This is a genomic window from Pseudochryseolinea flava (genome assembly GCF_003286915.1).
GTDB lineage: Bacteria > Bacteroidota > Bacteroidia > Cytophagales > Cyclobacteriaceae > Ohtaekwangia > Ohtaekwangia flava.
Window position 1 is genome coordinate 219,685 of record NZ_QMFY01000003.1, and the last position, 24,688, is coordinate 244,372.

The window sequence follows — 24,688 nt, forward strand, 5'->3', positions numbered from 1 at the left end:
TCTTTAACGCTCATTAACCCATACATGAGCCATCACGCCGTTCATTATATCGCCGATGTCCCGCTAACGCTGCAAGATTTAATTCGCATTCAAACGGATGCCATCACGATCGAGCTTCCGCCGTCTACGCTCGATAAAATCGCGCGCTGCAGAACCTATCTCGATCAAAAAATTTCGACTACGCGGCAACCTATTTACGGTATCAACACCGGATTTGGCTCATTGTATAATCGCTATATTTCACACGACCAACTCGAAAAGCTGCAAGAGAATTTAGTGAAGTCACACGCATGTGGAACAGGCCCAGAAGTACCGCATGAAATTGTACGTTGGATGCTTTTCCTAAAAGTGCAATCACTCGCCTACGGCTATTCAGGTGTACAAGTCGATACGGTAACGCGACTCGCGCAGATGTTCAATCATAATGTGCTTCCACAGATTTTTGAAATGGGATCGCTTGGTGCTTCAGGAGATCTAGCACCCCTCGCCCATCTTTGCTTACCCCTTATCGGACTTGGTGAAGTTTTTCACGACGGTGCATCTTTTTCGGCGCATGCAATCAATGAAAAGTTTTCGTGGCAGCCAATTCATTTAGCTGCGAAAGAAGGACTTGCACTTTTGAACGGCACACAGTTCATGAGTGCTTACGGTGTTTGGAGTATCGTACACGCGCATCGACTGTTGAAATTGTCTACCATGATCAGTGCGCTCTCGCTTGATGCCTTTGATGGTAGAATAGAACCGTTTCTTCCTGAAGTGCATGCGATTCGTCCGCACACAGGACAAACAAATATTGCTGCCGCCGTAAAATCTCTTTTGACAGGTAGTGAGTTGATCGCGCAAGAGAAGAAGCATGTTCAAGATCCCTACTCGTTCCGCTGTATTCCGCAAGTGCATGGCGCGAGTGCAGACACGATTGAATACGTGACGAAAATATTCCTCACCGAGGTTAATAGTGTCACCGACAATCCCAATGTATTTCCGGATGAAGACATGATCATTTCTGCGGGAAACTTTCATGGACAACCACTCGCTTTAGGCTTGGATTTTCTTTCCATTGCTTTGGCTGAACTTGGCAATATAAGCGAAAGAAGGACCTATCAGCTTATTTCAGGCGCTCGCGATTTACCCAATTACCTTGTCGCTAATCCGGGTATTAATTCAGGATTAATGATTCCACAGTATACAGCAGCATCGCTGGTAAGTCAAAATAAACAACTTTGCACTCCTGCATCGGTTGATTCTATAGTTTCCTCGAATGGACAAGAGGATCATGTGAGCATGGGCGCGAATGCGGCGACAAAAACATATCGTATCGTGAATAATCTTTATTCAATATTAGCGATTGAGTTACTTACGGCTGCCCAGGCACTTACTTTTAGGCGTCCGCTGAAAACATCGCCGGCTTTGGAACATTGGGTACATAATTTCAGAACACATGTGTCGTTTATAGAAGAAGACAGGATGCTTCATGAAGACATCAAAAAAGCCGAATCATTTCTGAAGAACGTGAGTATCGATTAAATGCGTCGAAGGTTTCATATCATCCTCATCCTTTTAAATTGCTTCTTCCTGACGGCAGCGTATGCGCAACCGTACATGGGTAATAACAACCTGATGGAGGTCGATCAAATCAAAGGATGTGCACCTTTTGAATTCACAGTAAAGCATCCTGCCTGTGGCGCTGGAAATTGTACAGCGCTATTTTTGGATCCAACCAACCCATCGATCGTACTGGGCACGAAGCAGCCCTTCTTCGACGGCGACTTGCTCACGCGCGCTGATGCTGGAGGATTCATTCTTCAAATCGTCACGGCATCGAGCACGACCAACGACGATTTGTTAATGGAGGTCATCCCGAACGTAACGCCCACATTTAACGTATATGCTTGTCAAAATGGAAGCGTACAAGTGGATATTACAGATGCGCAATTTGATCATTATAAAATTGCCGGCGCAGGCCCCGAGGTAACACGCGATCAAGGCGATCCGCCTTTCGTGTATAATTTCCCGATGCCGTACCCTGCCGACGCCGTAATCCGCGTACGTGGTGTTGATGATAACATGGCCGACAATTGCGATGAAAGCTCTAAAACTGTTCCGATCGCGACAATCCCTCCTATTGCCATCCGCTCAGTTTCAGTTCCAGACGCCAACATCGTTGAGCTTACGCACGACGCAAACCCGGCCATACAATATCGCTTGATGATTGCAACCGATAATGAAACCACGTTTACGCCCGATAAAACAATTTACGACCCGCCAACCAATATTGAAACACTCGGATCGCTATCACCCGACAATCATTACTATTGTTTAAGACTCGACATCATAAGTCCGTGCAACAATGCTGTGATGGGCAATTCGAATGTGGTGTGTAGCATCAACTTCGATGCTACTGCGCTTAACAATGTGAATGAATTGACTTGGACAACCGGCGCATCAACCACCGGTTTGACGTTACATAAAGACAACACCCCAATACCTGTGGCTTCATCACCATACATGGACAACAGTGTTGTTTGCAACACGCCGTATATCTATCAACTCACCGCCAATTTTGGTGCAGCTACCAGTACGTCGCTTACCAAAACGATCCGTGCGACCTCAACGAACATACCCGATAAGGTCGCCAATATTTCAACTGCCGTCGAGGGAACACAAGTAACGCTAGACTGGCAGCAACCCTCTGGCTATACCGCAAGCGCTTATACCATTCGAAAAACAGTCGGTCAAAACACTGGCCCCATCGCCAATGTCGCGGCCCTCACTTTTACAGACAATGCATATGTACCTGAGGCTTGTTACACGATTCAATACAAAGACTTCTGTGGCAACACCAGTATCATAAGTGATCCGGCTTGTCCTATCGTGCTGTCGCATGTTTTGCGTGCTGATAATACGATCGATTTGAATTGGACAAACTATGTTGGGTGGGCACAAGGCGTCGACGTGTATGAAGTTTATCAAGATGGAACATTGTTGACAACAACATCGGGCACTACCCACACCGTTCCGAATGACGCGGTACAACAAGTTCACGTCTATGAAATCGTCGCGATTCCCCGAGAGATCACAGTTCCCCCGGTTATCGTCTCATCTTCGAACTTACTGGAGACGATTAAAGCTCCGAATCTTTTTTATCCAACGGCCTTCGTTCCAGAAAGTCCAATTGCTGAGAACAAAGCCTTTAAAGTTTTCGGACAATTCATCCAGCACCTTGAATTCAAGATTTTCAATCGCTGGGGAGAGTTAATGTACTACACGACAGAGCTTAGTTCAGCGGGATGGGACGGCACCTACAAGGGGAACATGATGCCGGAGGGAACATACGTTTTCACCGCCAAGTTAACGGACTTCGCAGGGCGTACATTCGAGCGATCAGGAACAATTGTGTTGCTGAGGAAAAATCGGTAGTCAGGAGACAGGAGTCAGGAGTAAGAAGTAAGTATATCTGTGATTCCAGCTTTAAACTTTCTACTTTCTACTTTAAACTTTAAACTTTCTACAGAACCACTACCTTTGATATTAGAAAAATACTACCACTATGTTTGACATGATGAAGATGATGGGCAAGATGAAGGAAGTTCAGGCCCGCATAAAAGAAGCGCAAGACAACCTCGTCAATGTAAAAGCACATGGGGAGTCGGGAGCTGGAATGGTTAAAGCTACCGTGAACGGTAAAAAGCAGTTGATTTCGGTAGAGATCGACCCAACGTTAATGAAGGTTGAAGATAAAATCATCTTACAAGATTTGATCGTTGCTGCCGTGAACAAAGCAAGTGAGGAAGCCGAAATTGTAGCCAAAGAAGAACTTCGTAAAAGCACCGACGGACTGATCCCGAATATTCCCGGGATGGACCTAAGCAACTTCATGGGATGAGTCGCACCGCCGTTGTAATCTTGAACTACAATGGTGAGAAGCTGATGCGACAGTTTCTTCCCTCCGTTACACAATACTCATCGAATGCAGAAGTGATCGTTGCTGACAATGGCTCAACGGACGGATCGTTGGCTATGCTTCAGCAAGAATTCCCCCAGGTTAGAACAATTTGTTTACCGAAAAACTACGGCTTCTGTGGCGGCTACAATGCGTCTCTTAAGCAAGTTGACGCCGATTACTATGTCCTCCTGAACTCTGACGTAGCAGTAACACCGGGATGGCTTCAACCAATGATTGACCTATTGGATGCAGACCCGAACGTCGCCGCAGTGCAACCCAAAATACTCTCCTACCATAACCAAAATCTTTTTGAGTATGCTGGCGCGGGCGGTGGTTTCATCGATGCTTTTGGATACCCCTTTTGCAGAGGACGAATCTTCGATACCGTGGAGGAAGATCACGGTCAATACAATGACAGCCGTAGTATTTTTTGGGCAACCGGAGCTTGTATGGTGATTCGGGCTGAGGTTTACCATGAATTCGGTGGATTAGACGAAGACTTTTTCGCTCACATGGAAGAGATTGATCTTTGCTGGAAGATTCACCGTACAGGAAAAAAGATCTTTTATGTTGGCGCCAGTACCGTGTATCACGTTGGTGCAGGCACGTTAGGGTATGACAGCCCGCGAAAGACTTACCTAAACTTTAGAAACAACTTAGCCTTACTGCTAAAGCACTTGAATCCTGGAGAAATCATTTGGAAGTTGCCGATGCGTTTTTTGTTGGATTGGCTTGCCGCCATGGTGTTTGTCTTGAAAGGTAAACACAAAAATGGATGGGCGATCATCGAGGCCCAGGGCTACTTTTTGAGCCATTTGGCAGTCAACCTCGAAAAACGTAAGGCGCTCCGTGACAAATATCCGCGCTATGACCGGCGAACGATTTATAAAGGATTACTGATAAAGACTTATCACCTGGGGGCGAAAAAGACTTTTACACAACTTGAGCCAGGCAATTTTTAAGCGCGAATTAGTAGTCCCACACGGGCTTTCTTTTCCTCAGATGCTTGCGCATGTTCATGACGAATGCGATGGACAGGTAAATGATTACCGGGGATCCCACCGTCAAAAACGACGCATAGATGAAGAAGAGGCGTATGCTAGAGGTAGCAATACCTAGCTTTTCGCCGAGGTGTGTACACACGCCAAAAGCGTAGCTTTCAAAAAATTGCAGGATTTTATCGGTCAAATGGTTCATACTGTCTTCACGTTATAACTTTCAACTTGTCAAAAAGTTGATTTGTCGAGCAAAAATCCGGCTTACAAATATAAGGTGCGACGACCTTTATAAGGAGCCATGCTGATCTTAATTTTTTGACTATAATTGCAAAAAAATACACATAAGTATAGTTTTGCAACCTGTTAAACTCAACAAATAAACCAAAATCCAATGAGAAAAGTAGTTTACTCATTTTTGATCTTCGGTGCATTGACCCTCGCGGGCTGTACGTTGCCCAAGATGGTGAAAATGGCAAAAGAACAACAGCTTACAGTTACACCAAATCCGCTGGAAGTTCACAAAGACACGGTAGCGTTTGATCTAGCTGCCTCCCTCCCCGTAAAAATGTTGAAAAAGGGAACCGTTTACACGGTGAACACTTTCTACAAGTACGGAGAGAACGAATTGGCCCTCGAGCCTATTACGTTCAAGGCAGAAGATTATCCAAATGCCAGCACTGAACAGCCTCGCGTTACAAAAAGCTTCTTCTTCCCTTACCAACCAGCTCACAAAACTGGTACCGTAGAAGTTGAAGGCGTAGCGTCTAAAGGCAGCAAAAGCAAGGCTTCTCCAAGAATGCCAATTGCTAAAGGAGTAATCACTACTTCTAAACTTGTTAAACCTGTATACTTCGCCGCTTATGCTGGCCACGGTTATAACAACCAAGAAGAACTTGTTCCGGTAGTTATCCCTGATTTCATCTTCGAACAAGGAAGATCAGTACTCAGAACAACTGAAATCAAGAGCCCTAAAGGTAAACAACTTGACGCTTTCATCGCCTCTAAGAATGCTACCCGTACGGTAACGATCACTGGTACTCACTCACCTGAAGGTGCTGAGCGTATCAACAGCAAACTTTCTCCAGATCGTGCTGCTGCTATCGAGAAGTTCTACCGCGCACAAATGAAGAAGTACGATTACAAAGGCAAAGCTGATTCTATTCAGTTCATCTTGAAGCCTGTAATCCAAGACTGGAATGAATTCAAAAACGCTCTTTCTGCTTACGAAGGTATTTCTTCTGAAGAGAAAGCTGAGTACTTGAACATCATCAATGCTGGTGGTTCATTTGAAGATGTTGAAAAACAATTCAAGAAACTTAAGACTTACAAGAAAGTTTTCAAAGATGTATATCCTAAGTTGAGAACTGCTAAGACTGAGATCCTCACTGTAAAAGACAAGAAAACTGATGCAGAGATCGCAGTACTTGCAAAGCAAATCACACAGAACTCTGTTAGCGCTGACACACTTTCTACAGAAGAATTGTTGTACGCTGCTACGCTTACACCTTCATTAGAAGAGAAAGCTGCTATCTACGAAGCTGCTACTAAAAAAGGTACAAGCTGGGTAGCGCACAATAACCTTGGCGCGGTTTACATCGCTCAAGCTATTGAAAACGCATCAAACGCTGCAGCACTTGCTGACAAAGCTCAAGCACAACTTGACATCGCAGTGAAATTGAACGAAGCTCCAGAAGTTCACGCTAACTTGGCTTCTGTTCAAGCGATCAAAGGAAATGCATACGCTGCTTACAGCCACGCGAGCAAAGCTCTTGGCGCTGGTCTTACTGGCGACAATGCTGCTGGTGCAAACGGTGTGAAAGGATATGCTGAGATCGTTAAAGCTGACTACGCTTCTGCGGTTAGCTCTGAGTCAAACGCAACTGACAATGCTGATAACTTGTTCAACAAAGGTCTTGCACAATTGTTAAGCAAAGATTACGCAAATGCATTGACATCATTCAACGATGCGATAAGCAAAAATGCTAACCTCGCTGTAGCGCACTACGGTGCTGCGGTTGCATCTGCTCGTCAAAGCAACGCTGAGGGTGTGGTTTCAAACCTCATCAACGCAGTTAAAGTTGATCCATCATTGAAAGAAGCAGCGCTTAGCGACCTCGAGTTCGAGAAATACGCAGCGACTGAACCTTTCAGAAATGCATTGAAATAATATTTTTTATTCTCATTGATTTTAACAGCTAATAAAAAGCCCATCCTGTCCGGATGGGCTTTTTTAGTTATTGGTTATCGGTAGCTAGAAGTCCCAAGCCCCAAGCCCCAAGCCCCACGTCCCAAGCCCCAAGTCCCAAGCCCCACGGCCCCAGCCCCAAGTCCCAAGTCCCAAGCCCCAAGCTCCAAGCCCCAAGTCCCAAAACCCAAGGCCCACAAGCCAGCCATTCCTCCCAAACATGTGTGTGTTTTTTTTGGCCAATCCCCTGTTGGATGCTATTTTTACGCGCTTTCCAAATATAACTATGAGAGAAATCCAGTTTAGAGAGGCCCTCCGTGAGGCCATGAATGAAGAAATGAGACGGGATCAGAGCATTATCCTGATGGGCGAAGAAGTAGCTCAATACAACGGTGCTTACAAAGTAAGCCAAGGTATGCTCGATGAATTTGGCCCGGATCGCGTCCTGGATACTCCTATTGCAGAACTTGGATTTGCAGGTGTCGGCGTCGGTGCTGCTATGAACGGCCTCCGCCCGATCATTGAATTCATGACTTTTAACTTTTCCTTGGTTGCTATCGACCAGGTAATCAACGCTTCCGCAAAGATTCTTTCTATGTCTGGCGGACAATACAGCAACCCTATCGTATTCCGCGGTCCTACTGGTAACGCCGGACAATTAGGCGCGCAGCACTCTCAAAACTTTGAGAATTGGTATGCTAATACACCTGGTTTGAAAGTCGTGGTACCTTCTAACCCATACGACGCAAAAGGTCTGTTAAAAACTTCTATCCGCGATAACGACCCGGTAATCTTCATGGAATCGGAGTTGATGTATGGCGATAAAGGCGAAGTTCCTGTTGAAGAATATCTTATTCCGATCGGTGTCGCTGACGTTAAACGACAAGGAACGGATGTGACGATAGTCTCTTTCGGTAAGATTATGAAAGTGGCATTGGCCGCGGCAGAAGAATTAGCGAAGGAAGGAATCTCTGTTGAAGTAGTTGACTTACGCTCTGTAAGACCTATTGACTACGCAACAGTTGTTGAATCTGTAAAGAAGACGAACAGACTTGTGGTTGTTGAAGAAGCTTGGCCATTGTCGTCTATCGCAACGGAAATCACTTACCACGTGCAGCGTCACGCATTCGATTACCTTGATGCCCCTGTATACCGCGTCAACAGCTTCGACGTGCCACTACCGTACGCACCTACATTGATCCAAGCAATCTTACCTAACGTTGAGAAAACCGTGAAGGCAGTGAAAGCTGTAATGTATCGCGATTAAAGGGAGTAAGAATCAAGAAGTAAGAAGTAAGAAGTAAATTCTCTCACTGTAAATACAAAAGCCTCAATACCCTTGAGGCTTTTTTCATTCACAAGATTTGCCTTAATTCTTACTACTTACTCCTCATTTCTGACTTCTGAATCCTGATTTCTGAACTCCTTACTTCTTCCTCTCAAAACTCCACCTCAACCGACGTCTTCGAAGTTACCTTCTGCGATCCTCTGTTCAACGCGGGACGCCACTTCGGGCCTTCTCTCACTAAACGCAGTGCTTCCTTATCGCACTCCTCACAAAGGCTTTTGGAGATCACAAAATCTTTCAGCGTCCCGTCATAGTTCACCGTAAAATTTACGCGAACCACACCCTCCTTCAGGCGCAACGTTGGCCTCCGTAGATTACTCCTCAAATAATGTTTGTATTGTTCTACACCCTCGACGGGATAAGGAAAAAAGCTCGTGTGATCATACACATACCGATTGCCCTTTCTATCCACGGACTTCCCTTGCATTAATTTATTGTCACGATAATACTCTTCAAAGAAAGGTTGTCCATCTGCATAATATCCTTTCCATAAGCCTTGCCTCCACCCATCAGCAATCTCCCCCTCCTCTTCAATTTGTCCGTTTGGATAATAACTGATCTCTCGTCCAAAACCATTTTTCACTTGAACGTTTCCTGCTGTGTCATATACGTTTCTGATGAATACCCGATTGGCGTACACAATTTCGCGATGCAGTTTTCCATTGGGATGGTAGTATTCCCATTTACCAACAAGTTCATCGCGATCATAGCGTCCTGCGGATTCATACTTTTGATCGTGAGAATAATAAATGAAGATGCCGTGATCTAAACTGTTCATGTATGCGCCCTTCATTTGTATCCTCCCATCACCGTAGTAATCACGTACTTTCCCCTGCCAACGATTTTGATCATCGTGCTGCCCATGTCGGTAATAGACGGCGTTGTAAGGCTCTGTCTCACGCCAGTTACTATCGTAATACACAATAACAGGATGGGTCGGAGATATTGCTGATGATGAATCTTGCTCAATAACAGGTTGCTCAATCTTTGACAACTGAAAGCTCAAATAATAATGCAGTGGTGGAATGCTATCCAAATGCTGACGCGCGATTTCGATACTATCTTCATATACATAGGACTCTTTGTCAATCTCAAGCACTTGGTATGTCGCCAAATCCTCCCGGAGTTTTGCATAGCGCGACACGATCGTTGTATCATGCTGAAGGTCATCATCAACAAAGTATAGTGCTTGTAACGCCGATTGAACATCATGCCAATCGCCAATGAGCAGACGTAAACTGTCAGCGTACTGTTCATCGGTTAGTCGCACGCCGACTAATTTATTTTGACGATCTTCAGCGGCAACGACAGCTTGAAATACATTGTAGTAGTTTAGCTGATGCTTCGGCAGAATCAATACAATGCCGGATACACAGATTAATGTCAGTAGCAGCGAGAAACGACGCAGCCTGACAATCGACACAATGGAAGCAACCAACGCGCCACTTGCTAAACCACCAATGTGTCCAGCGGTATCGAGAATCATTTGCATGGGACCGCTTGAGAAGAAAATAGCGACGATATAATTCAGCGCGACGAACGCCACGAAATTTATGGTCAGTGAAATGAGGGCATCACGATCGCGGTAACGTAAGAAAATCTCGCGTACTACGCTATAACCAAATACACCGAATATTGCGCCCGACGCACCTACACTTCTCGCGAATAAATTGAATTCGACACTAGCCAGTCCCGCGGCAATACCGGTGATGAAGTAAATCAAAATAAAATTGACGTGCCCGTCATCCATTTCTAACGATCGTCCAATCATAAAAAGGGCGACCATATTCATCGCGATATGAAAGATGTTACCATGAAGAAACATTGATGTGACAAGTCTCCAAGGCTCACCATCAACAACAAAGGGATTGAAATTTGCGCCCGCATGCAGAAGTGCAATCTGGTCAGCCGCCCGATCAAACATCACCGTTTGCTGCATCCATGCAAGAATGCAGAAGACGATCACATTAATGGTGATTAATAACCAGGTAACAAAAGGTGAACGATTCATCATAACCTCACGCTTCCATCGCTTGAAGTCGTTTCAACAATGGCGGATGTGAATAGTGAAAAAACACATACAGCGGGTGCGGATAAAGATCACTCAGGTTATCAACCGACAACTTCTTTAACGCATGCACTAGCGGTGCGGCTGCATAATTCTCCTTGGCGTAGGCGTCAGCTTCATACTCATTCTTTCTACTAAAAATATTCATGAGTAGACTTGTTATGCCTGAGATTGGTGAAAACAAAACCGCAAATGCGATGAGGTTCAACGGAATCGACAATTGTTCTCCGCCAAGGGCAAGTGACACATCTTGATTAAAAATCATCAACGACAGAATGAATAACGTAAACACGATTTGAATAATCGACAACAGAAAGGTCCAGACTATATGTTTTTTCCTGAAGTGACCGACTTCGTGTGCTAATACAGCCACGAGTTCTTCAGTCGTATGATTATTGATTAGCGTATCGTATAAGACAATTTTCTTTTTTCTGCCGATACCAGAGAAGTAAGCATTTGATTTGCTGGAACGTTTTGATCCATCGATCACAAAAATGTTATCCAGTGGAAATGCTACTTTCTTAGCAAACGCCTCAATGGCCTCTTTCAATTCGCCATCAGGAAGCGGTGTTAATTTGTTAAACATGGGAACGATCAGCGATGCATAAAACATATTCATCAAAAACACGAATGTGCAAGCAACCACAGCAAACCAGATCCAAAACGTATCACCAATATTAACCACCAAGTAAATCATCGACGACAGCAACAGCCCTCCTATTATTCCCCCAAGAAGATATCCCTTTAGTTTATCCAGGAAAAATAACTTCACCGTTGATTTATTGAACCCATATTTTTCTTCGATGACAAAGACGTTATACAACTGAAATGGGATCATGATCACATCAGAAATAATGGCAATGATTCCGAAAAACGCTAGCGCGTGGAAGATTTGGTGTTGAATGTATGGCCGCAGGAATGCATCGAGCCAGCCATATCCTCCCCACCATAACATACCAATGGAGATCAGAAAACTAACACCTGCGGTAAGGAATCCAAATTTAGTTTTCTCACGATGATAGCCTATCGACGTTTGATATTTCTGGCGATCATAAAAGATGGCTACATCGTCAGGAATATCATTCGGTTGCGCCCTGAGATTGATGTAATCCAGCAGCTGATCGAAGATGTATCCAATAACTGTAATGGCGAGGATAGTGTATAGAATTTGTTGTGGTTGCATAGAATACGATTCCAGTTCTGCAAAGAAAGCAGAATTGCTGAAATTGGTTCCACTAGCGTTTAAAAAGGTGGCTTCCCATGATGCGGTGAAGAACCTCGTCGCGTAACGACCGACTTATAGGTATTCTGCTGCTTTCAATGATCAATTCGTTTCCCTCGATGGCGCGGACGTGCTCAAGCCCCACGATAAACGATTTGTGAACCTTTAAAAACTTCTTTTCAGGAAGTTTCGCCTCTACGCCAGACAACGTAATGTAAGTGATGAATTTCCGGCCAGCTGTATAGATAACGGCATAGTTTTGTAAAGCCTCAACATACCGTACTTCGTGAAAGAAAATCTTTTCAAACTTCCCATCGCATTTCACAAAGAAATACGACTCAACGCTATCGGGTTGTGAGCTGGCCTTCATTCGCAGCTGCTGAAAGTCGTATGCCTTTTGACAGGCTTTTTTAAACCGCTCGAAAGGAATGGGTTTAACTAAATAATCAATGACATCAAGCGAAAAGCCCTCTACCGCGTGCTCCGAATATGCCGTGGTTAGGATTGTTATCGGCGGATTGGATAGTTCTTTGAGAAAAGCCAATCCAGATTGATGCGGCATTTGAATATCCAGAAACATCAGGTCTACCGAATGTATTCGAAGTAGCTCAGCTGCTTTGAAAGTATTCTCGCCAGTGCCCCTTAACGACAAGAACTCCAACGCCTCAATATATTCTTGCAGCCCTTTTCTTGCAACAGGCTCATCATCGATAATAATGCAGTTCAATTTTGCCGTCATACATCGATCTTTAATTCTAACAACACCCTAAAAGTTTTATCCTGATCCTGAAAATCTAATATGTGCCTTTGCGGATACAGTAGCGTGAGTCGGCGCTGTACGTTTTTTAAGCCTATCCCTTCGTGCTTACGACTATCTATTATTTGATCCTTTGTATTAAAAACCGCCAAACAAAATCGGTCGCCGCGGCGCGTGAGTTCTATATTAATTTCATTCCGATCAGGGTAATGTGAAACATGTTTAAAAGCATTTTCCACAAATGGAATGATAATTAAAGGCGCGATTGAAAAACCCGTCAACGAAGAATCTGCACGAAATGAAATTTGATATTGCTCATCACGCCGCAATTTTTGAAGTGAGACATAGTTCTTTAAATAGGCGACCTCCTTTTCGATTTCGATCTGATCACCATTACATTCATACAACTGATACCGTAGCAATTCCGAGAACACAGAAAGCGTTTCGCGCGCCGTCGTATTCTCCTTGTCTATCTGAAAGTAAATGGTGTTGATCGAATTGAATACAAAATGAGGATTGATTTGCGCTTTCAAATAGTCAAGTTCGGCAGTAAGTTTTTCAAGTGCAATGCGCCGAAGTTGCTCCCGTTGAAAATACCATTGCTTGCTTAAATGAAGAGCTATGCTAAACGTGAGATAAAATATGGCAATGGAAAAATTGTAATACGAATATTGAAAGAAATTCTGATTTGGACGCTGCAAAATATAACCGTGCAAATACTGATCATGTAGGTTTTTAAATAATATATAGCCTACGATAGAAATCAACAATGCTGCAACATAAGATGTGATTCTTTTCGTAACGAGTAATCTCGGAATTAATAACAGTAGATTCGCATAAATCATAATTGCGAGCAATCCATTGCGAATGATAATCTCCAAGAAGAATTGCTCAATTCCAGCTTCCGCAATCAGGGATGATCGCGTGAACATGTGAAACACCACGGTGGCAGTCCAGAAAATGACATGATCAATGTTGTATTTCCAGAAACGATGCATACCCCAAATTAATGTATTGCCGGGGCATTGGCTAGCAATCGCCAGACAGATCGTCAAGAAATGAATGCAGGTTGTCAGATAAAATGGAAACGTATCCTTTCGATGCCGTATTTGGTATCAAAACAATATCTCCCATGAAGAATTTCATCACTACTAGCCTTCTCGTCACCGCGATGATTTCCATGTCATGTGCGCAAACCAATCGAAAAGAATCCGCGACCGACAAAGTAGTCGGCGGCGACTGTGAAGGCTGTGAAGCTGCTTTAGAATACGACGATGAAACATTGAATGCCGTCGATACGCTTCCCGACTTTAATGACATCGGTCCAAAGATTTTAGTGACGGGAACAATCTTCCACCGCGATGGCAAGACGCCAGCAAAAGATGTAATCCTCTACATCTATCATACAAATCAACAGGGTATCTATCCACCAACAGGCAACGCGAAAGGATGGGCGAAAAGACATGGTTACATTCGTGGATGGATAAAAACCGGTGATGATGGAAAATATCGATTTTACACCCTTCAACCTGCATCGTATCCAGAAGGAAAAAACCCTGCGCATATCCATCCCGTTGTTAAAGAACCCGGACTTGTGCCTTACTGGATTGATGAATACTTATTTGAAGGTGACCCTTTTTTGACACCCCAAGAAATCGGCCACCAACAAAAGCGCGGCGGCAATGGCATTGTTAAAGTCTTCGCCGGAAAGGATGGAATTGGCGTGATGCAGAGAGATATCGTCCTAGGAATGAATATACCCGGATACTAAATCGCAGGTGTGTTACTACCGATAACGAATAAAAGATAACCGATAACTAACCCAAAAGGCAGAACTCCTTTCATCACGAAAGAAGTTCTATACCAGGGAGCGTGAGGTACCTCGGCAAACAAAAAACCTTACCTCGACGTATCGTTGATGTTTGTTACGAAAGACAAGTGTAGATTAGAATTTACCGAATTTCAACGTCAGGTTGTAGCTCATGTCGCTAAGTTTAGCGTCAGACAAACCAAGGCCATCGCTACCGGAAGCGATGCGATAAGAAACACCCGGACTAAAGCGCATCCAACGCGTGATGTTAACTTCTACCTGAACACCAGGTTCGGCAACGAAGAACCAATTTTCGTCATGATGTGAATCATCATCGTCATCATGCCATTCCCACTCATCGCCATAGCCTTCGCGGTCATATTGTACGGTGAATCCTGCGCCTGTAAATAAGTTGAATGCGAAGTGTACGGCCTTATTAGAACCCAGCACATATTCAGTAACGAGTCCGACTTGACCGAACTCATAGCTCATCGGAATATCTGGGTTGACACTATATTTTTGAGGTACTCGAATATCATTCGTGACTGCAGCAGCACTGACACCTACCAGAAATTTGTGATTGATATACCAACCGCCATAGATACCGCACATATTGGCAAACTCACCATTGATCGTTGTGAACTTATTGGTGATTGCTCCGTAGCCGCCGTGTCCCGTACCGTTGTTTCGAAAAATGGTTTGTATTTCCTGCGAATAAGCGGAGGTCGCGCCAATCAGTAGAAATAAGATAGTAATGATATTGCGTTTCATAAGTGAGTTGTTTTGCCCTTTAAGACAACCCACTTTTACACTACCCCTATTCGAGTTGAAAAAATTATTCCTTTAGGAGATCCGCGAACGCTGCTTTGTAATGATCAAAACCAAAAGTGGCAATGGTTTCACGCATTCCGGCCGACACCTGAGAAAGCTGAAGATTACCAATACTTCCCTCGTGCGTGTGATTCACTTGAGTATCCGGGTTGTATTGATTTGCTTCAATATCTAATCCTACTTTTTTATAAGCATCACGGAACGGCATACCCCCCAGTACAAGCTTGTTAACCTCCTCGACACTAAAGAGGAATTTATACTTATCGTCATCGAGAATATTTTCCTTCACGCGAATATTACTCAACATCAGATGGATCATCCGGATACAATCCTTCAAGTGGCTGATAGCGGGAAAAAGTTGTTCCTTCAGCAATTGCATATCGCGGTGATACCCTGAAGGCAAGTTTGCCGTCGACAGTGCAATATCATTTGGCAGCGCTACGATTTGGTTGCAACGTGCGCGTACCAATTCAAATACGTCAGGATTTTTCTTATGCGGCATGATGCTGGACCCCGTTGTAAGCTCATCTGGAAAACTAATGAACCCAAAATTTTGGTTCATGAACAACACAGCATCCATCGATAACTTACTAAGCGTGGCCGCGACGTTAGCAATGGCCGAAGCAACAATACGTTCACTTTTACCGCGACCCATTTGCGCATAAACCACATTATGATTCAATGATTCGAAACCCAATAACTTTGTTGTCATTGTTCGATTCAACGGAAACGATGACCCATATCCGGCCGCCGACCCAAGTGGATTTTTATTCACCACTTTATAGGCAGCGTGCAAAGTAATTACATCATCCCACAAGCTTTCAGCATACGCACCGAACCACAATCCAAAAGAAGATGGCATCGCGAGCTGAAGATGTGTATATCCGGGAAGGAGATGATGCTTGAATTTGTCGCTTTGTGATTGTAGCAATTCGAAAAGGTTATTCACTTCCATCACGATGTGCTCAATTTCAGATCGCAGATAAAGTTTGACATCAACCAAAACCTGATCGTTCCGCGAGCGGCCACTGTGAATTTTCTTTCCTACGTCGCCCAATGTGCGCGTTAATTCAAGCTCAACTTGTGAATGAATATCTTCAACGCCTTCTTCCACTTTGAAATCACCTTTCTCAATGCGCTTGTAAATTTTCTTAAGTTCCGCAGTTAGCACGCGCAAATCTTCTTTGCTCAACAGGTTGATCGTCTCAAGCATCGTGATGTGTGCAAGCGATCCTAACACATCGTAAGGCGCTAGCATCATGTCCATTTCTTGATCTCGACCAATCGTAAATCGTTCAACCTCTTTGAGCGATGCCTTTTCTTTTTGCCAGAGTTTCATCTCGTTTGCTTTATGCTTACTGAACTAATATGCTTTTAAAATATCGATGGTACTGCTGATCGCAGCATACTCATCTTTAAGATTTGCCAATGAAATACTATGCATGAGCGCTGATGGATACACGGTTCCATCCAATCCTACTTTATCAAAACATGCACAAGCATCGGACACGACCGTAGTTTTAAAACCAAAATCACCCGCGTTACGGGCTGTCGCCTCAACAGAATTGTTGGTCACAAATCCAGCGATGACTAACGATGTAATTTTCTCTTTTGCCAAATGTTGATGCAAGAACGTTCCGATGAAGGCATTGGCGGTCGATTTTTCAAACACACGTTCATGCTGTTGCGGAACTATAAACGACATAAAATTATTGCCGATCTTACCCGGAAAGAAAGGTGATCGTGTATCCACAGAACAATGCTGAACAATGAGAACAGGAAATTTCTTCATTCGCCAATGCGACAGTAGCTTTTGAATATTTTCTTCTGCCTCAGGATTATTTCTGTTACCACCCCAATGCGATGTTTCATCAATACCTTTTTGCACATCGATTAAGAGTAATGCCGGGTTCATGTTAGAGAATGACTTCGTTTAGGACTTTAATATACGTGTCAATACCTTGTTTGATTTCATGGGCGAAGATGAATTCATCAGCGGAATGTGAACGTGCTGAATCTCCAGGTCCCATTTTAATCGATGGCGTAGGGATCAGCGCTTGATCAGATGTTGTTGGTGATCCATAACGATGAATACCAAGTTTGACAGCAGCCTTCACCAAATCATGATTGTCGTCAATTCCCGATGGACGCATGCGAAGGGAACGTGGCGTTACCTCACTTTTTACATTCTTCTTTATTGTTTCGAGAAGCTCTTCTAAGGTATACTTATCCGTTACGCGAACATCCACTGTGTAATGACATTCTGCAGGAACCACGTTGTGTTGCTTACCAGCATTGATGATGGTGACCGTCATTTTAATCGGGCCAAGCGTGTCGGACACCAACGGAAACTTATGTGTCCTAAACCATTCAATATCGGCAAGTGCTTCATAGATCGCATTGATACCTTCCTCGCGTGCAGCATGACCTGCTTTACCGCGCGCTATGCAATCAATGACCATGAGACCTTTCTCTGCTGTTGCCATTTGGCATAACGTAGGCTCTCCAACAATTGCAAAATCAATGGTTGGAAGCGACGTCCAAATACTTTCAATGCCACCGGTTCCAGAAATTTCTTCCTCGGCAGTGGCAGCCATCACTACATTATACTTCAAGTTCTGCTGCGGATAGTAATGCAGAAATGTTGCGATCAACGATACGAGTGGTCCACCGGCATCATTGCTACCCAGGCCATAGAGTTTTCCGTCTATGATCTCTGGCTTAAAAGGATCCCGTGTATACTGAGGGTTGGGTTTTACAGTATCATGATGAGAGTTCAGCAGCACCGTGGGTTTCGCGGGATCAAAATATTTATTTTTCACCCAAACATTGTTCCCCTTGCGGTAAGAGTGCACTTGCTGCTTTTCAAAGAACTCTTCCAAGACAGAAGCTACCTCATCTTCCTCCTTGCTAAAAGAGGGAATAGCAATGAGTTTCAGTAGAAGATCGGTCGCTTTTTCGTGTAATTCCATAAATAAAATTTTGGCCACCGTGGCCGAAGTGCGCGAACTAAAGTGTAATCAACGTACCCTCAGTTTTTGCACCTGTATTTTTCAAAAGATCGGTAGCTTCACCGATCAATACTTCTTTCACACCTGAATGAATCGCATCATACGCATTCTCAAGCTTCGGCAGAATACCATCTGCAAATACCGATTTGGTAAGCAGATCGTCATACAAATTCTTAGGCAAGTGCGTGATCACCGAATCAGCCTGATTCACATCCATCAACACACCGCGTTTTTCGAAACAATAAATTAGTCGTACTTCAAAAATCTTACTCATCGCCACTGCTAACACAGAAGCGATTGTATCTGCGTTGGTGTTCAATATTGATCCGTCAGCATGTGTTAGTGGTGCGAATACCGGCACCACGTTCTGGTTCAGCAATGCATGAAGGAACACCGTATTAACACCATCAGCTTTCACATCGCCTACAAATCCATAGTCAATATCTTTTACTGGACGCTTTGTAGCTTTGATTAAATTACCGTCTGCCCCCGTCAACCCTATAGCATTGCAATTCAATGTCTGAAGAGCCGCAACGATTTGCTTGTTCACCAAACCACCATATACCATGGTTACAACATCAATGGTTTGTGCATCGGTAATGCGGCGACCATTCACGTATTTGGATTCGATACCAAGCTGATCACCAATTTTCGTGGCGATCTTCCCGCCACCATGAATAAGGATCTTTGGTTCTTTGATTTGAGCAAAGTCTGACAAGAAACGCTTTAATGCTTCAGGATTATCCAAAACATTTCCGCCGATCTTGATGATAAAAAGTTTCATAATCAAAGCAGGTATTATCCTTTGGTATTTTTTAGAAGTTCACTCAACACCGCTTGTGCTGCCCAAACTCTATTGGAAGCTTGTTGTGTTACAATACTGTTTGCGCCGTCAAGAATTTCATCGCTAAGCTCTACGTTTCTTCTAACAGGAAGGCAATGCATTACTTTCGCATGATTCGTTTTCAGCAGCTTCTCATTGGTAAGCATCCATGCCGGATCATTGCAATAGATTCTGCCGTAGTCATTATAAGTGCTCCAGTTCTTGACGTATACAAAGTCTGCATCACGTAACGCATAGTCCTGATCATGTGTGATCGAGGCACCTTGCGTAAATTGCTTGTCGAGTTCGTAATCCTCCGGATGCGTAATCACAAAATCAGCTTCGCCCCAAGCGTTCACCCACTGCGAAAAACTATTACCAACGCACTGTGGCAGCGCTTTCACATGCGGCGCCCAGGTCAACACAATTTTGGGTCGGCGCTTCTCTTTGAAATGCTCTTGGATCGTGAGTATGTCGGTTAGACTCTGCAATGGATGTAACGTTGCACTCTCTAAACTTAACACGGGAATGCCAGCGTATTTGATGAATTGCTTAATGTATAACTCGCTGTAGTCATCGGCTTTATTTTGAAGCGATGGGAATGTGCGAATCGCCAAGATGTCGAAATAGTTTCCTAAAATCGGTGCCGCGTCTTTCACGTGCTCCACCGTGTTTCCACTCATGATGGCCTCTTCTTCAAACTCGAGCGTCCATCCATCTTGACCAACGTTGAAGACGATTGCCTCCATACCAAGGTTGGCCGCGGCAACTTGTGTACTCAAACGCGTACGCATACTTGGATTCAAAAAGATCAAACCGATGCGTTTACCTGCGCCGGCTTGTTTATTCTTCAAGGGATCTGCTTTGAAATCAAGTGCCTTTCTTACAAGGCCATTGATATCTTGTACGTCTTCTACGGAAATAAAATTTCTCATGCTAATTCTTCTTTCAATGCGTTCAACAAAAGGTCAGCTTCCTTACGTGTCATTGCCAACGAAGGCAACAGTCGAATAGTATTCGGCTTGGCTTCGCCGGTAAAAATGTGATGCTTGAACAAAAGATCATTGCGAACACTTTTCTTTTCTTCAGGCAAATCAAATCCGATCATCAGGCCTTCGCCTCTAACATCCGTGATTGATTTAATTTTCTTCAGCTCGGCGATCAAATACGAACCTATCGTTGCAGCGTTATTCAACAGCTGTTCATTTTCCATCACTTCAAGTACTGCCAAACCCGCTGCAGCAGCAAGATAGTTACCACCGAAAGTAGTTCCTAACATTCCACTCCATGGTTTGATGCTGCCTTCAATGAGTACGCCACCGATCGGGAAGCCATTACCCATACCTTTAGCCATCGTGATCAAATCAGGTTTCACGCCCGAAAATTGATGCGCAAAGAACTTACCGGTTCTACCGTAGCCACTTTGAATTTCATCGAGTATCAATAGCGCACCGAATGCTTTACATGTTTTCTCCAAATGCTGCAGAAACGCGTTGGTTGGCAATTGTATTCCACCTACGCCTTGGATCCCCTCGATGATCACCGCTGCCACTTGATTGTCCATCACAGCATCGAACGCTGCTTCGTCATTCATGGGAACGAACACGATCTGGTGTCCTGCATTAAAAGGCGCCACGATCTTTGGATTATCCGTGGCGGCAACAGCGCCGGATGTTCTTCCGTGAAATGCTTTCTTGAAGGCAACGATTTTCTTTCTACCTGTTACAAACGATGCGAGCTTCAGTGCATTCTCATTTGCCTCCGCACCACTGTTACAAAGAAAAAGTTGGTAATCCGGGTAGCCCGACAACTGACCAAGCTTCTCAGCAAGTTTTTCTTGCAATGGATTTTTTACACTATTTGAATAGAATGCAATATTGCTGAGCTGCTGATTCAGCGTCTTCACATAATGTGGATGAGAATGACCAATCGAAATAACCGCGTGGCCACCGTAGAGGTCTAAATATTTTTGCCCTTTGTCATCCCAAAGCCACGAAGCTTCTGCTTTTACAGGAGTAATGTCGAAGAGGGGGTATACGTCGAACAACTTCATTTTTATAGAGTTCAAAGTTGAAAGTTAAAAGTTTAAAGTTTTTAGTTTCTTAATTTTTGAATCAAGGAGATCAGCATCGCTTTGACTGCACCGATATCTTGAGACACAATTTTATATTTCTTATCATCCACATATTCTAGTTCACGCGACAGAAAACAGAGGTATTCAGTCTCCTGAGTTGAACCCAATGCAACTTGCAAATAATTAGCAAAGTCTGATTGAGTATACTTTCCACACCCCTCGACAATATTTGTCGGAATAGATGTCGTTGATCGTCTTACTTGTGATGTCAGGTTAAATCGCTCCTCCTTTGGGAAGGAGCGCGTTATCTGATAGATGAGCAATACCAATTTGTGAGCTTTCTGCCACACAACGAGTTTTCGATAATCTTGCATAATACAACGGTTTTAAAATCACAATGAAATATCACTTAACCTCAACTTTAAACTTTCAACTTTCAACTCTAACCTATGCAATACCTTGCTTTCTGCTTTAAGCTCTAGAAGACAATACTCTTAAGCCTTACCCCCGTCGTCTCCTCCAACCCGAACATCAAATTCATATTCTGTACTGCTTGCCCCGATGCGCCTTTCAAAAGATTATCGATCGCTGTGTGAACGACTACTTTATCGCCTTCCTTCTCTAAACCTATTAGACACTTGTTTGTATTGACTACCTGTTTCAAGTCTACTGTACCGTCGGTGACAACAGCAAAAGGATGTCCCGCATAGAAATCTTGATATAGTTTTTTAAGTTCTTCCAATGAGCGATCGGTTGTAATGACGCTACTCACAAAAATTCCGCGCGTAAAATCTCCTCTCCATGGGATGAAATTAATGGGCGCTGCAAACGCAGGCTGAAGTTGTTTCAACGATCTGTTGATCTCTTTCAGGTGCTGATGTGTAAGTGTTTTGTATGCTGAGATATTATTCGCTCTCCAGGTAAAGTGTGTTGTATCTTGAAGTTTCTGACCCGCTCCTGTCGAACCGGTAATACCCGTTGCAAATACTTCTTTCAATGCATTCGACTTTGCGAGTGGAAGAAGCCCCAACTGAATCGCGGTAGCAAAGCACCCTGGATTCGCCACGTTCTTCGATTTCTTGATCGCTTCTCGGTTGAGTTCAGGCAAGCCGTATACAAATTCACGACCGGGAAGGGATTCTCCCAAACGAAAATCTTGGCTTAGATCGATCACGCTTATAGACGCATCGATCGGGTTGTCTTGCAGAAATTTTTTACTCTCACCATGACCTAAGCAAAGGAAGATCACATCCACCTTGTGTTGTAATGAGTCTGTGAACTTCAGATCTGTGTCACCTTCAAGATCAGGGTGCGCTTCATATAGTGGATTACCCGCATTGCTGCGACTGTGAACGAATACAAGCTCGACCTGTGGGTGATTGATAAGAAGTCTGATCGTTTCACCACCGGTGTATCCTGCACCGCCGATAATACCTACTTTAATTTTATTGGACATGATAAGAATGAGAAATGGTAAAGGCGGAACTACTGCATTCCGCAGTCACTTGTAATAAATAGTAAATGGTTTCGCGTGTCGGTTATCCTTTCTTCGCGCTTTCAGTCACTTGATGATAGATCACCGTTTGGTTACCGAAAATCTTCGTGAACCCTTTTACATCGTCGCCAGTCCAGCCAAGGTTCATCTCTCCGTACTTACCGAATTTCGAAGACATTAAATCAAACTCGCTGTGAATTCCCATCACCTGGAAACGATAAGGAAACAATTGAACGTGCACATCGCCGGTGACATTATCTTGTGATTTTGTTAGGAATGCTTCCATATCGCGCATCACAGGATCGAGGTATTGACCTTCGTGCAACCAGTTTCCATAAAACTGCGACAATTGATCTTTCCAGCTCAGTTGCCATTTGGTGAGCACATGCTTTTCGAGTGCATGGTGCGCTTTGATGATCACCATTGGTGCTGCCGCTTCAAAACCAACGCGCCCCTTGATACCGATGATCGTATCGCCGACGTGAATGTCTCTTCCAATACCGTAAGGTCCGGCGAGCGATTGCAGATGTTGAATCGCTTCCGTCGGATGCGCAAATGCTTTATCGTTGATCTTCGTGAGTTCACCTTTCACGAAAGTAAGTTTCACTTCTTCAGAATCCTTCTTCGTCACTTGCGTAGGCCACGCTTCTTCAGGCAGCATTCCAAGCGACTTCAATGTTTCTTTTCCGCCGACAGATGTACCCCAAATACCTTTATTTACAGAATACATCGCCTTCTCAAAGTTCATGTCAACACCTTTTGATTTGAGGTAGCTGATTTCTTCTTCGCGAGAAAGTTTGAGTTCACGGATGGGCGTAATAATTTCAACACCAGGTGCGAGGATGTTCAAGATCATGTCGAAACGCACTTGATCATTTCCTGCTCCTGTACTTCCGTGCGCTACAGCATCGGCTTTAATTTCACGCGCATAGATCGCCGTCGCTAATGCTTGCGACATACGTTCTGCACTTACGCTCAAGGGATATGTATTATTTTTTAGAATATTACCGTAGATGAGGTAGCGGATTACCTTATCATAGTAATTCTTGGTTTCATCGACAGTCTTGTGAGAAGCGACGCCGAGATTTTTTGCACGCTTCTCGATTTCAGCAATCTCTTGCGCATCGAAGCCACCCGTATTAATCGTAATGGTATGGACTTCATAGCCCTTTTCTTCGCCAAGATATTTAACACAATACGAGGTGTCGAGTCCTCCGCTGAATGCCAGTAATACTTTCTTTTTCATGATTGTTGTTTACATGCTTCGCCCCTGCCCTTTTCAGGGAATTTCTTTTTCGCATTGAAAAAGGGCAAGGCCTTAGCTTACCAGAAGAATATGCTTAATAATGATTTTTTCTTTTCAGACTGATCGCTTCCATCATCTTTTTTGCGGGATTTCAGGAGCACGAATTGTTTGAAGCGAACCCAACGTTCGAACAAACCAAAGTTGTTTTTAAACTCACGATGGCGGTGCGACGTAACAAGTTCACCTTCTGGCGTAACAACGGTTTCATTTTTCGCCGGCTGAAGTTTGGCAGCAGCAGCTTCGCGCTCCTGAGCAGCCTTCAGTTTCGCTTCAGCCTCTACAGGGTCGAACAACATACCTGTGCACATGCAGTTTTTGCGCTGCTTGCTCATGAGTATTTCGTAGTTCACACAGCTTTGACAGCCTTTCCAGAATTCGTCATCACTGGTAAGTTCCGAATATGTTACAGGTTCATAGCCGAGATCAGAATTGATCTTCATTACGGCCAAGCCCGTCGTTAGTCCAAATATTTTAGCGTGCGGATATTTCTCGCGTGAAAGCGCAAAAGTTTTTCTTTTGATTTCCGTAGCAACACCCGTCTTGCGAAAAGCTGGTGACACGATAAGACCAGAATTCGCCACATATTTTTCGTGCTGCCACGCTTCGATGTAACAGAATCCTACCCAAGTACCGTCAGCGGTAACGGCAATAATCGCCTTGCCCTCCTCCATTTTTTTGACAATGTAGTCAGGAGAACGCTTGGCGATACCAGTGCCACGCGCTTTTGCTGATTCAGCCATCTCTGTAACGATGGTTTCAGCGTAATGTGAATCGTCGACTGTTGCCAGTCTGACAATGAGGTTATGATTTTCCAATG

General features: G+C 44.1%; 23 protein-coding genes. 7 read left to right on the forward strand and 16 right to left on the reverse strand.

Annotated elements, in window-relative coordinates; genetic code table 11:
* The first annotated feature begins 24 nt into the window (after window positions 1-24).
* The 4 genes from hutH (at window position 25) to DQQ10_RS08580 (ending at window position 4,905) form a co-directional block, all read left to right on the forward strand.
* A complete protein-coding gene (hutH, locus tag DQQ10_RS08565; RefSeq protein ID WP_112746437.1) occupies window positions 25-1,524 on the forward strand; it encodes a histidine ammonia-lyase in 1,500 nt (499 codons plus the stop codon).
* On the forward strand, window positions 1,525-3,417 hold the full coding sequence (locus DQQ10_RS08570) for a T9SS type B sorting domain-containing protein (RefSeq protein WP_112746438.1): 1,893 nt from the start codon (window positions 1,525-1,527) through the stop codon (window positions 3,415-3,417).
* A gap of 130 nt (window positions 3,418-3,547) precedes the next feature.
* Complete coding sequence (locus DQQ10_RS08575; protein WP_112746439.1) at window positions 3,548-3,883, forward strand: YbaB/EbfC family nucleoid-associated protein; 336 nt, start codon at window positions 3,548-3,550, stop codon at window positions 3,881-3,883.
* Window positions 3,880-4,905 (forward strand): glycosyltransferase family 2 protein, encoded by a 1,026-nt coding sequence (locus tag DQQ10_RS08580; protein WP_112746440.1) that lies wholly within the window; start codon window positions 3,880-3,882, stop codon window positions 4,903-4,905. The genes DQQ10_RS08575 and DQQ10_RS08580 overlap by 4 nt, the downstream gene beginning before the upstream one ends.
* A 7-nt stretch (window positions 4,906-4,912) precedes the next feature.
* Here the strand turns inward: DQQ10_RS08580 and DQQ10_RS08585 are convergent, their stop codons facing one another.
* Window positions 4,913-5,140, reverse strand: a complete 228-nt coding sequence (locus tag DQQ10_RS08585; RefSeq protein WP_112746441.1) for a PspC domain-containing protein — start codon at window positions 5,138-5,140, stop codon at window positions 4,913-4,915.
* Window positions 5,141-5,332: 192 nt separating this feature from the next.
* Between DQQ10_RS08585 and DQQ10_RS08590 the strand changes: the two genes are divergently transcribed.
* On the forward strand, window positions 5,333-7,108 hold the full coding sequence (locus DQQ10_RS08590; RefSeq protein ID WP_112746442.1) for a tetratricopeptide repeat protein: 1,776 nt from the start codon (window positions 5,333-5,335) through the stop codon (window positions 7,106-7,108).
* A 304-nt stretch (window positions 7,109-7,412) separates the two neighbouring features.
* Window positions 7,413-8,393, forward strand: coding sequence for a pyruvate dehydrogenase complex E1 component subunit beta (locus DQQ10_RS08595; protein ID WP_112746443.1), 981 nt, complete (start codon window positions 7,413-7,415; stop codon window positions 8,391-8,393).
* Window positions 8,394-8,565: 172 nt separating this feature from the next.
* On the opposite strand, the gene DQQ10_RS08600 is transcribed toward DQQ10_RS08595, so the two are convergent.
* Genes DQQ10_RS08600 through DQQ10_RS08615 form a run of 4 tightly spaced genes read right to left on the reverse strand, consistent with a single transcriptional unit; the run spans window position 8,566 to window position 13,519 of the window.
* Window positions 8,566-10,488 carry a rhomboid family intramembrane serine protease gene (locus DQQ10_RS08600; RefSeq protein WP_112746444.1) on the reverse strand — a complete coding sequence of 641 codons (1,923 nt, stop codon included), beginning with the start codon at window positions 10,486-10,488 and terminating at the stop codon, window positions 8,566-8,568.
* Window positions 10,489-10,492: 4 nt separating this feature from the next.
* Entirely contained in the window at window positions 10,493-11,725 is a 1,233-nt protein-coding gene (locus DQQ10_RS08605) for a M48 family metallopeptidase (protein ID WP_112746445.1), read from the reverse strand.
* 52 nt (window positions 11,726-11,777) lie between these two features.
* Window positions 11,778-12,503, reverse strand: coding sequence for a LytR/AlgR family response regulator transcription factor (locus tag DQQ10_RS08610; protein ID WP_112746446.1), 726 nt, complete (start codon window positions 12,501-12,503; stop codon window positions 11,778-11,780).
* Window positions 12,500-13,519, reverse strand: coding sequence for a sensor histidine kinase (locus DQQ10_RS08615; protein ID WP_112746447.1), 1,020 nt, complete (start codon window positions 13,517-13,519; stop codon window positions 12,500-12,502). The genes DQQ10_RS08610 and DQQ10_RS08615 overlap by 4 nt, the downstream gene beginning before the upstream one ends.
* 134 nt (window positions 13,520-13,653) lie before the next feature.
* Here DQQ10_RS08615 and DQQ10_RS08620 point away from each other — a divergent pair, with 134 nt between their 5' ends.
* Window positions 13,654-14,292, forward strand: coding sequence for a dioxygenase family protein (locus tag DQQ10_RS08620; RefSeq protein WP_112746640.1), 639 nt, complete (start codon window positions 13,654-13,656; stop codon window positions 14,290-14,292).
* 174 nt (window positions 14,293-14,466) lie between these two features.
* Here DQQ10_RS08620 and DQQ10_RS08625 read toward each other — a convergent pair whose 3' ends face one another.
* From DQQ10_RS08625 to DQQ10_RS08675, 11 genes are all read right to left on the reverse strand, one after another.
* Window positions 14,467-15,102: a hypothetical protein gene (locus DQQ10_RS08625; protein WP_112746448.1), complete on the reverse strand. Its 636-nt coding sequence runs from the start codon at window positions 15,100-15,102 to the stop codon at window positions 14,467-14,469.
* Between the two features lie 64 nt (window positions 15,103-15,166).
* A complete protein-coding gene (argH, locus tag DQQ10_RS08630; RefSeq protein ID WP_112746449.1) occupies window positions 15,167-16,501 on the reverse strand; it encodes an argininosuccinate lyase in 1,335 nt (444 codons plus the stop codon).
* Between the two features lie 24 nt (window positions 16,502-16,525).
* On the reverse strand, window positions 16,526-17,077 hold the full coding sequence (locus DQQ10_RS08635; RefSeq protein ID WP_112746450.1) for a cysteine hydrolase family protein: 552 nt from the start codon (window positions 17,075-17,077) through the stop codon (window positions 16,526-16,528).
* Window position 17,078: 1 nt separating this feature from the next.
* Window positions 17,079-18,134, reverse strand: a complete 1,056-nt coding sequence (locus DQQ10_RS08640) for a M20 family metallo-hydrolase (protein ID WP_112746451.1) — start codon at window positions 18,132-18,134, stop codon at window positions 17,079-17,081.
* 37 nt (window positions 18,135-18,171) lie between these two features.
* Window positions 18,172-18,957, reverse strand: coding sequence for an acetylglutamate kinase (gene argB, locus DQQ10_RS08645; RefSeq protein ID WP_112746452.1), 786 nt, complete (start codon window positions 18,955-18,957; stop codon window positions 18,172-18,174).
* Window positions 18,958-18,971: 14 nt separating this feature from the next.
* Window positions 18,972-19,931 (reverse strand): Rossmann-fold NAD(P)-binding domain-containing protein, encoded by a 960-nt coding sequence (locus DQQ10_RS08650; RefSeq protein ID WP_112746453.1) that lies wholly within the window; start codon window positions 19,929-19,931, stop codon window positions 18,972-18,974.
* On the reverse strand, window positions 19,928-21,049 hold the full coding sequence (locus DQQ10_RS08655) for an aspartate aminotransferase family protein (RefSeq protein ID WP_112746454.1): 1,122 nt from the start codon (window positions 21,047-21,049) through the stop codon (window positions 19,928-19,930). Before DQQ10_RS08655 ends, DQQ10_RS08650 begins: the two co-directional genes overlap by 4 nt.
* A gap of 41 nt (window positions 21,050-21,090) precedes the next feature.
* Complete coding sequence (locus tag DQQ10_RS08660; protein ID WP_112746455.1) at window positions 21,091-21,444, reverse strand: four helix bundle protein; 354 nt, start codon at window positions 21,442-21,444, stop codon at window positions 21,091-21,093.
* Window positions 21,445-21,548: 104 nt separating this feature from the next.
* Window positions 21,549-22,526 (reverse strand): N-acetyl-gamma-glutamyl-phosphate reductase, encoded by a 978-nt coding sequence (gene argC / locus DQQ10_RS08665; protein WP_112746456.1) that lies wholly within the window; start codon window positions 22,524-22,526, stop codon window positions 21,549-21,551.
* Between the two features lie 82 nt (window positions 22,527-22,608).
* Window positions 22,609-23,811: an argininosuccinate synthase gene (gene argG, locus DQQ10_RS08670; protein WP_112746457.1), complete on the reverse strand. Its 1,203-nt coding sequence runs from the start codon at window positions 23,809-23,811 to the stop codon at window positions 22,609-22,611.
* Window positions 23,812-23,888: 77 nt separating this feature from the next.
* Entirely contained in the window at window positions 23,889-24,686 is a 798-nt protein-coding gene (locus DQQ10_RS08675) for a GNAT family N-acetyltransferase (RefSeq protein WP_245970331.1), read from the reverse strand.
* Between the last annotated feature and the right edge of the window lie 2 nt (window positions 24,687-24,688).

Bases quoted from the DNA above. Each gene is read 5' to 3' on its own strand.
- DQQ10_RS08585 (WP_112746441.1), bottom strand. From the start codon at position 5,140: ATGAACCATTTGACCGATAAAATCCTGCAATTTTTTGAAAGCTACGCT.
- DQQ10_RS08640 (WP_112746451.1), bottom strand. From the start codon at position 18,134: ATGGAATTACACGAAAAAGCGACCGATCTTCTACTGAAACTCATTGCT.
- DQQ10_RS08570 (WP_112746438.1), top strand. From the start codon at position 1,525: ATGCGTCGAAGGTTTCATATCATCCTCATCCTTTTAAATTGCTTCTTC.
- DQQ10_RS08610 (WP_112746446.1), bottom strand. From the start codon at position 12,503: ATGACGGCAAAATTGAACTGCATTATTATCGATGATGAGCCTGTTGCA.
- DQQ10_RS08620 (WP_112746640.1), top strand. From the start codon at position 13,654: ATGAAGAATTTCATCACTACTAGCCTTCTCGTCACCGCGATGATTTCC.
- DQQ10_RS08575 (WP_112746439.1), top strand. From the start codon at position 3,548: ATGTTTGACATGATGAAGATGATGGGCAAGATGAAGGAAGTTCAGGCC.
- argH (WP_112746449.1), bottom strand. From the start codon at position 16,501: ATGAAACTCTGGCAAAAAGAAAAGGCATCGCTCAAAGAGGTTGAACGA.
- DQQ10_RS08600 (WP_112746444.1), bottom strand. From the start codon at position 10,488: ATGATGAATCGTTCACCTTTTGTTACCTGGTTATTAATCACCATTAAT.
- DQQ10_RS08615 (WP_112746447.1), bottom strand. From the start codon at position 13,519: ATGCATCGTTTCTGGAAATACAACATTGATCATGTCATTTTCTGGACT.
- DQQ10_RS08625 (WP_112746448.1), bottom strand. From the start codon at position 15,102: ATGAAACGCAATATCATTACTATCTTATTTCTACTGATTGGCGCGACC.
- argG (WP_112746457.1), bottom strand. From the start codon at position 23,811: ATGAAAAAGAAAGTATTACTGGCATTCAGCGGAGGACTCGACACCTCG.
- DQQ10_RS08595 (WP_112746443.1), top strand. From the start codon at position 7,413: ATGAGAGAAATCCAGTTTAGAGAGGCCCTCCGTGAGGCCATGAATGAA.
- DQQ10_RS08605 (WP_112746445.1), bottom strand. From the start codon at position 11,725: ATGCAACCACAACAAATTCTATACACTATCCTCGCCATTACAGTTATT.
- argC (WP_112746456.1), bottom strand. From the start codon at position 22,526: ATGTCCAATAAAATTAAAGTAGGTATTATCGGCGGTGCAGGATACACC.
- DQQ10_RS08650 (WP_112746453.1), bottom strand. From the start codon at position 19,931: ATGAGAAATTTTATTTCCGTAGAAGACGTACAAGATATCAATGGCCTT.
- DQQ10_RS08660 (WP_112746455.1), bottom strand. From the start codon at position 21,444: ATGCAAGATTATCGAAAACTCGTTGTGTGGCAGAAAGCTCACAAATTG.
- DQQ10_RS08655 (WP_112746454.1), bottom strand. From the start codon at position 21,049: ATGAAGTTGTTCGACGTATACCCCCTCTTCGACATTACTCCTGTAAAA.
- DQQ10_RS08590 (WP_112746442.1), top strand. From the start codon at position 5,333: ATGAGAAAAGTAGTTTACTCATTTTTGATCTTCGGTGCATTGACCCTC.
- hutH (WP_112746437.1), top strand. From the start codon at position 25: ATGAGCCATCACGCCGTTCATTATATCGCCGATGTCCCGCTAACGCTG.
- argB (WP_112746452.1), bottom strand. From the start codon at position 18,957: ATGAAACTTTTTATCATCAAGATCGGCGGAAATGTTTTGGATAATCCT.
- DQQ10_RS08580 (WP_112746440.1), top strand. From the start codon at position 3,880: ATGAGTCGCACCGCCGTTGTAATCTTGAACTACAATGGTGAGAAGCTG.
- DQQ10_RS08635 (WP_112746450.1), bottom strand. From the start codon at position 17,077: ATGAACCCGGCATTACTCTTAATCGATGTGCAAAAAGGTATTGATGAA.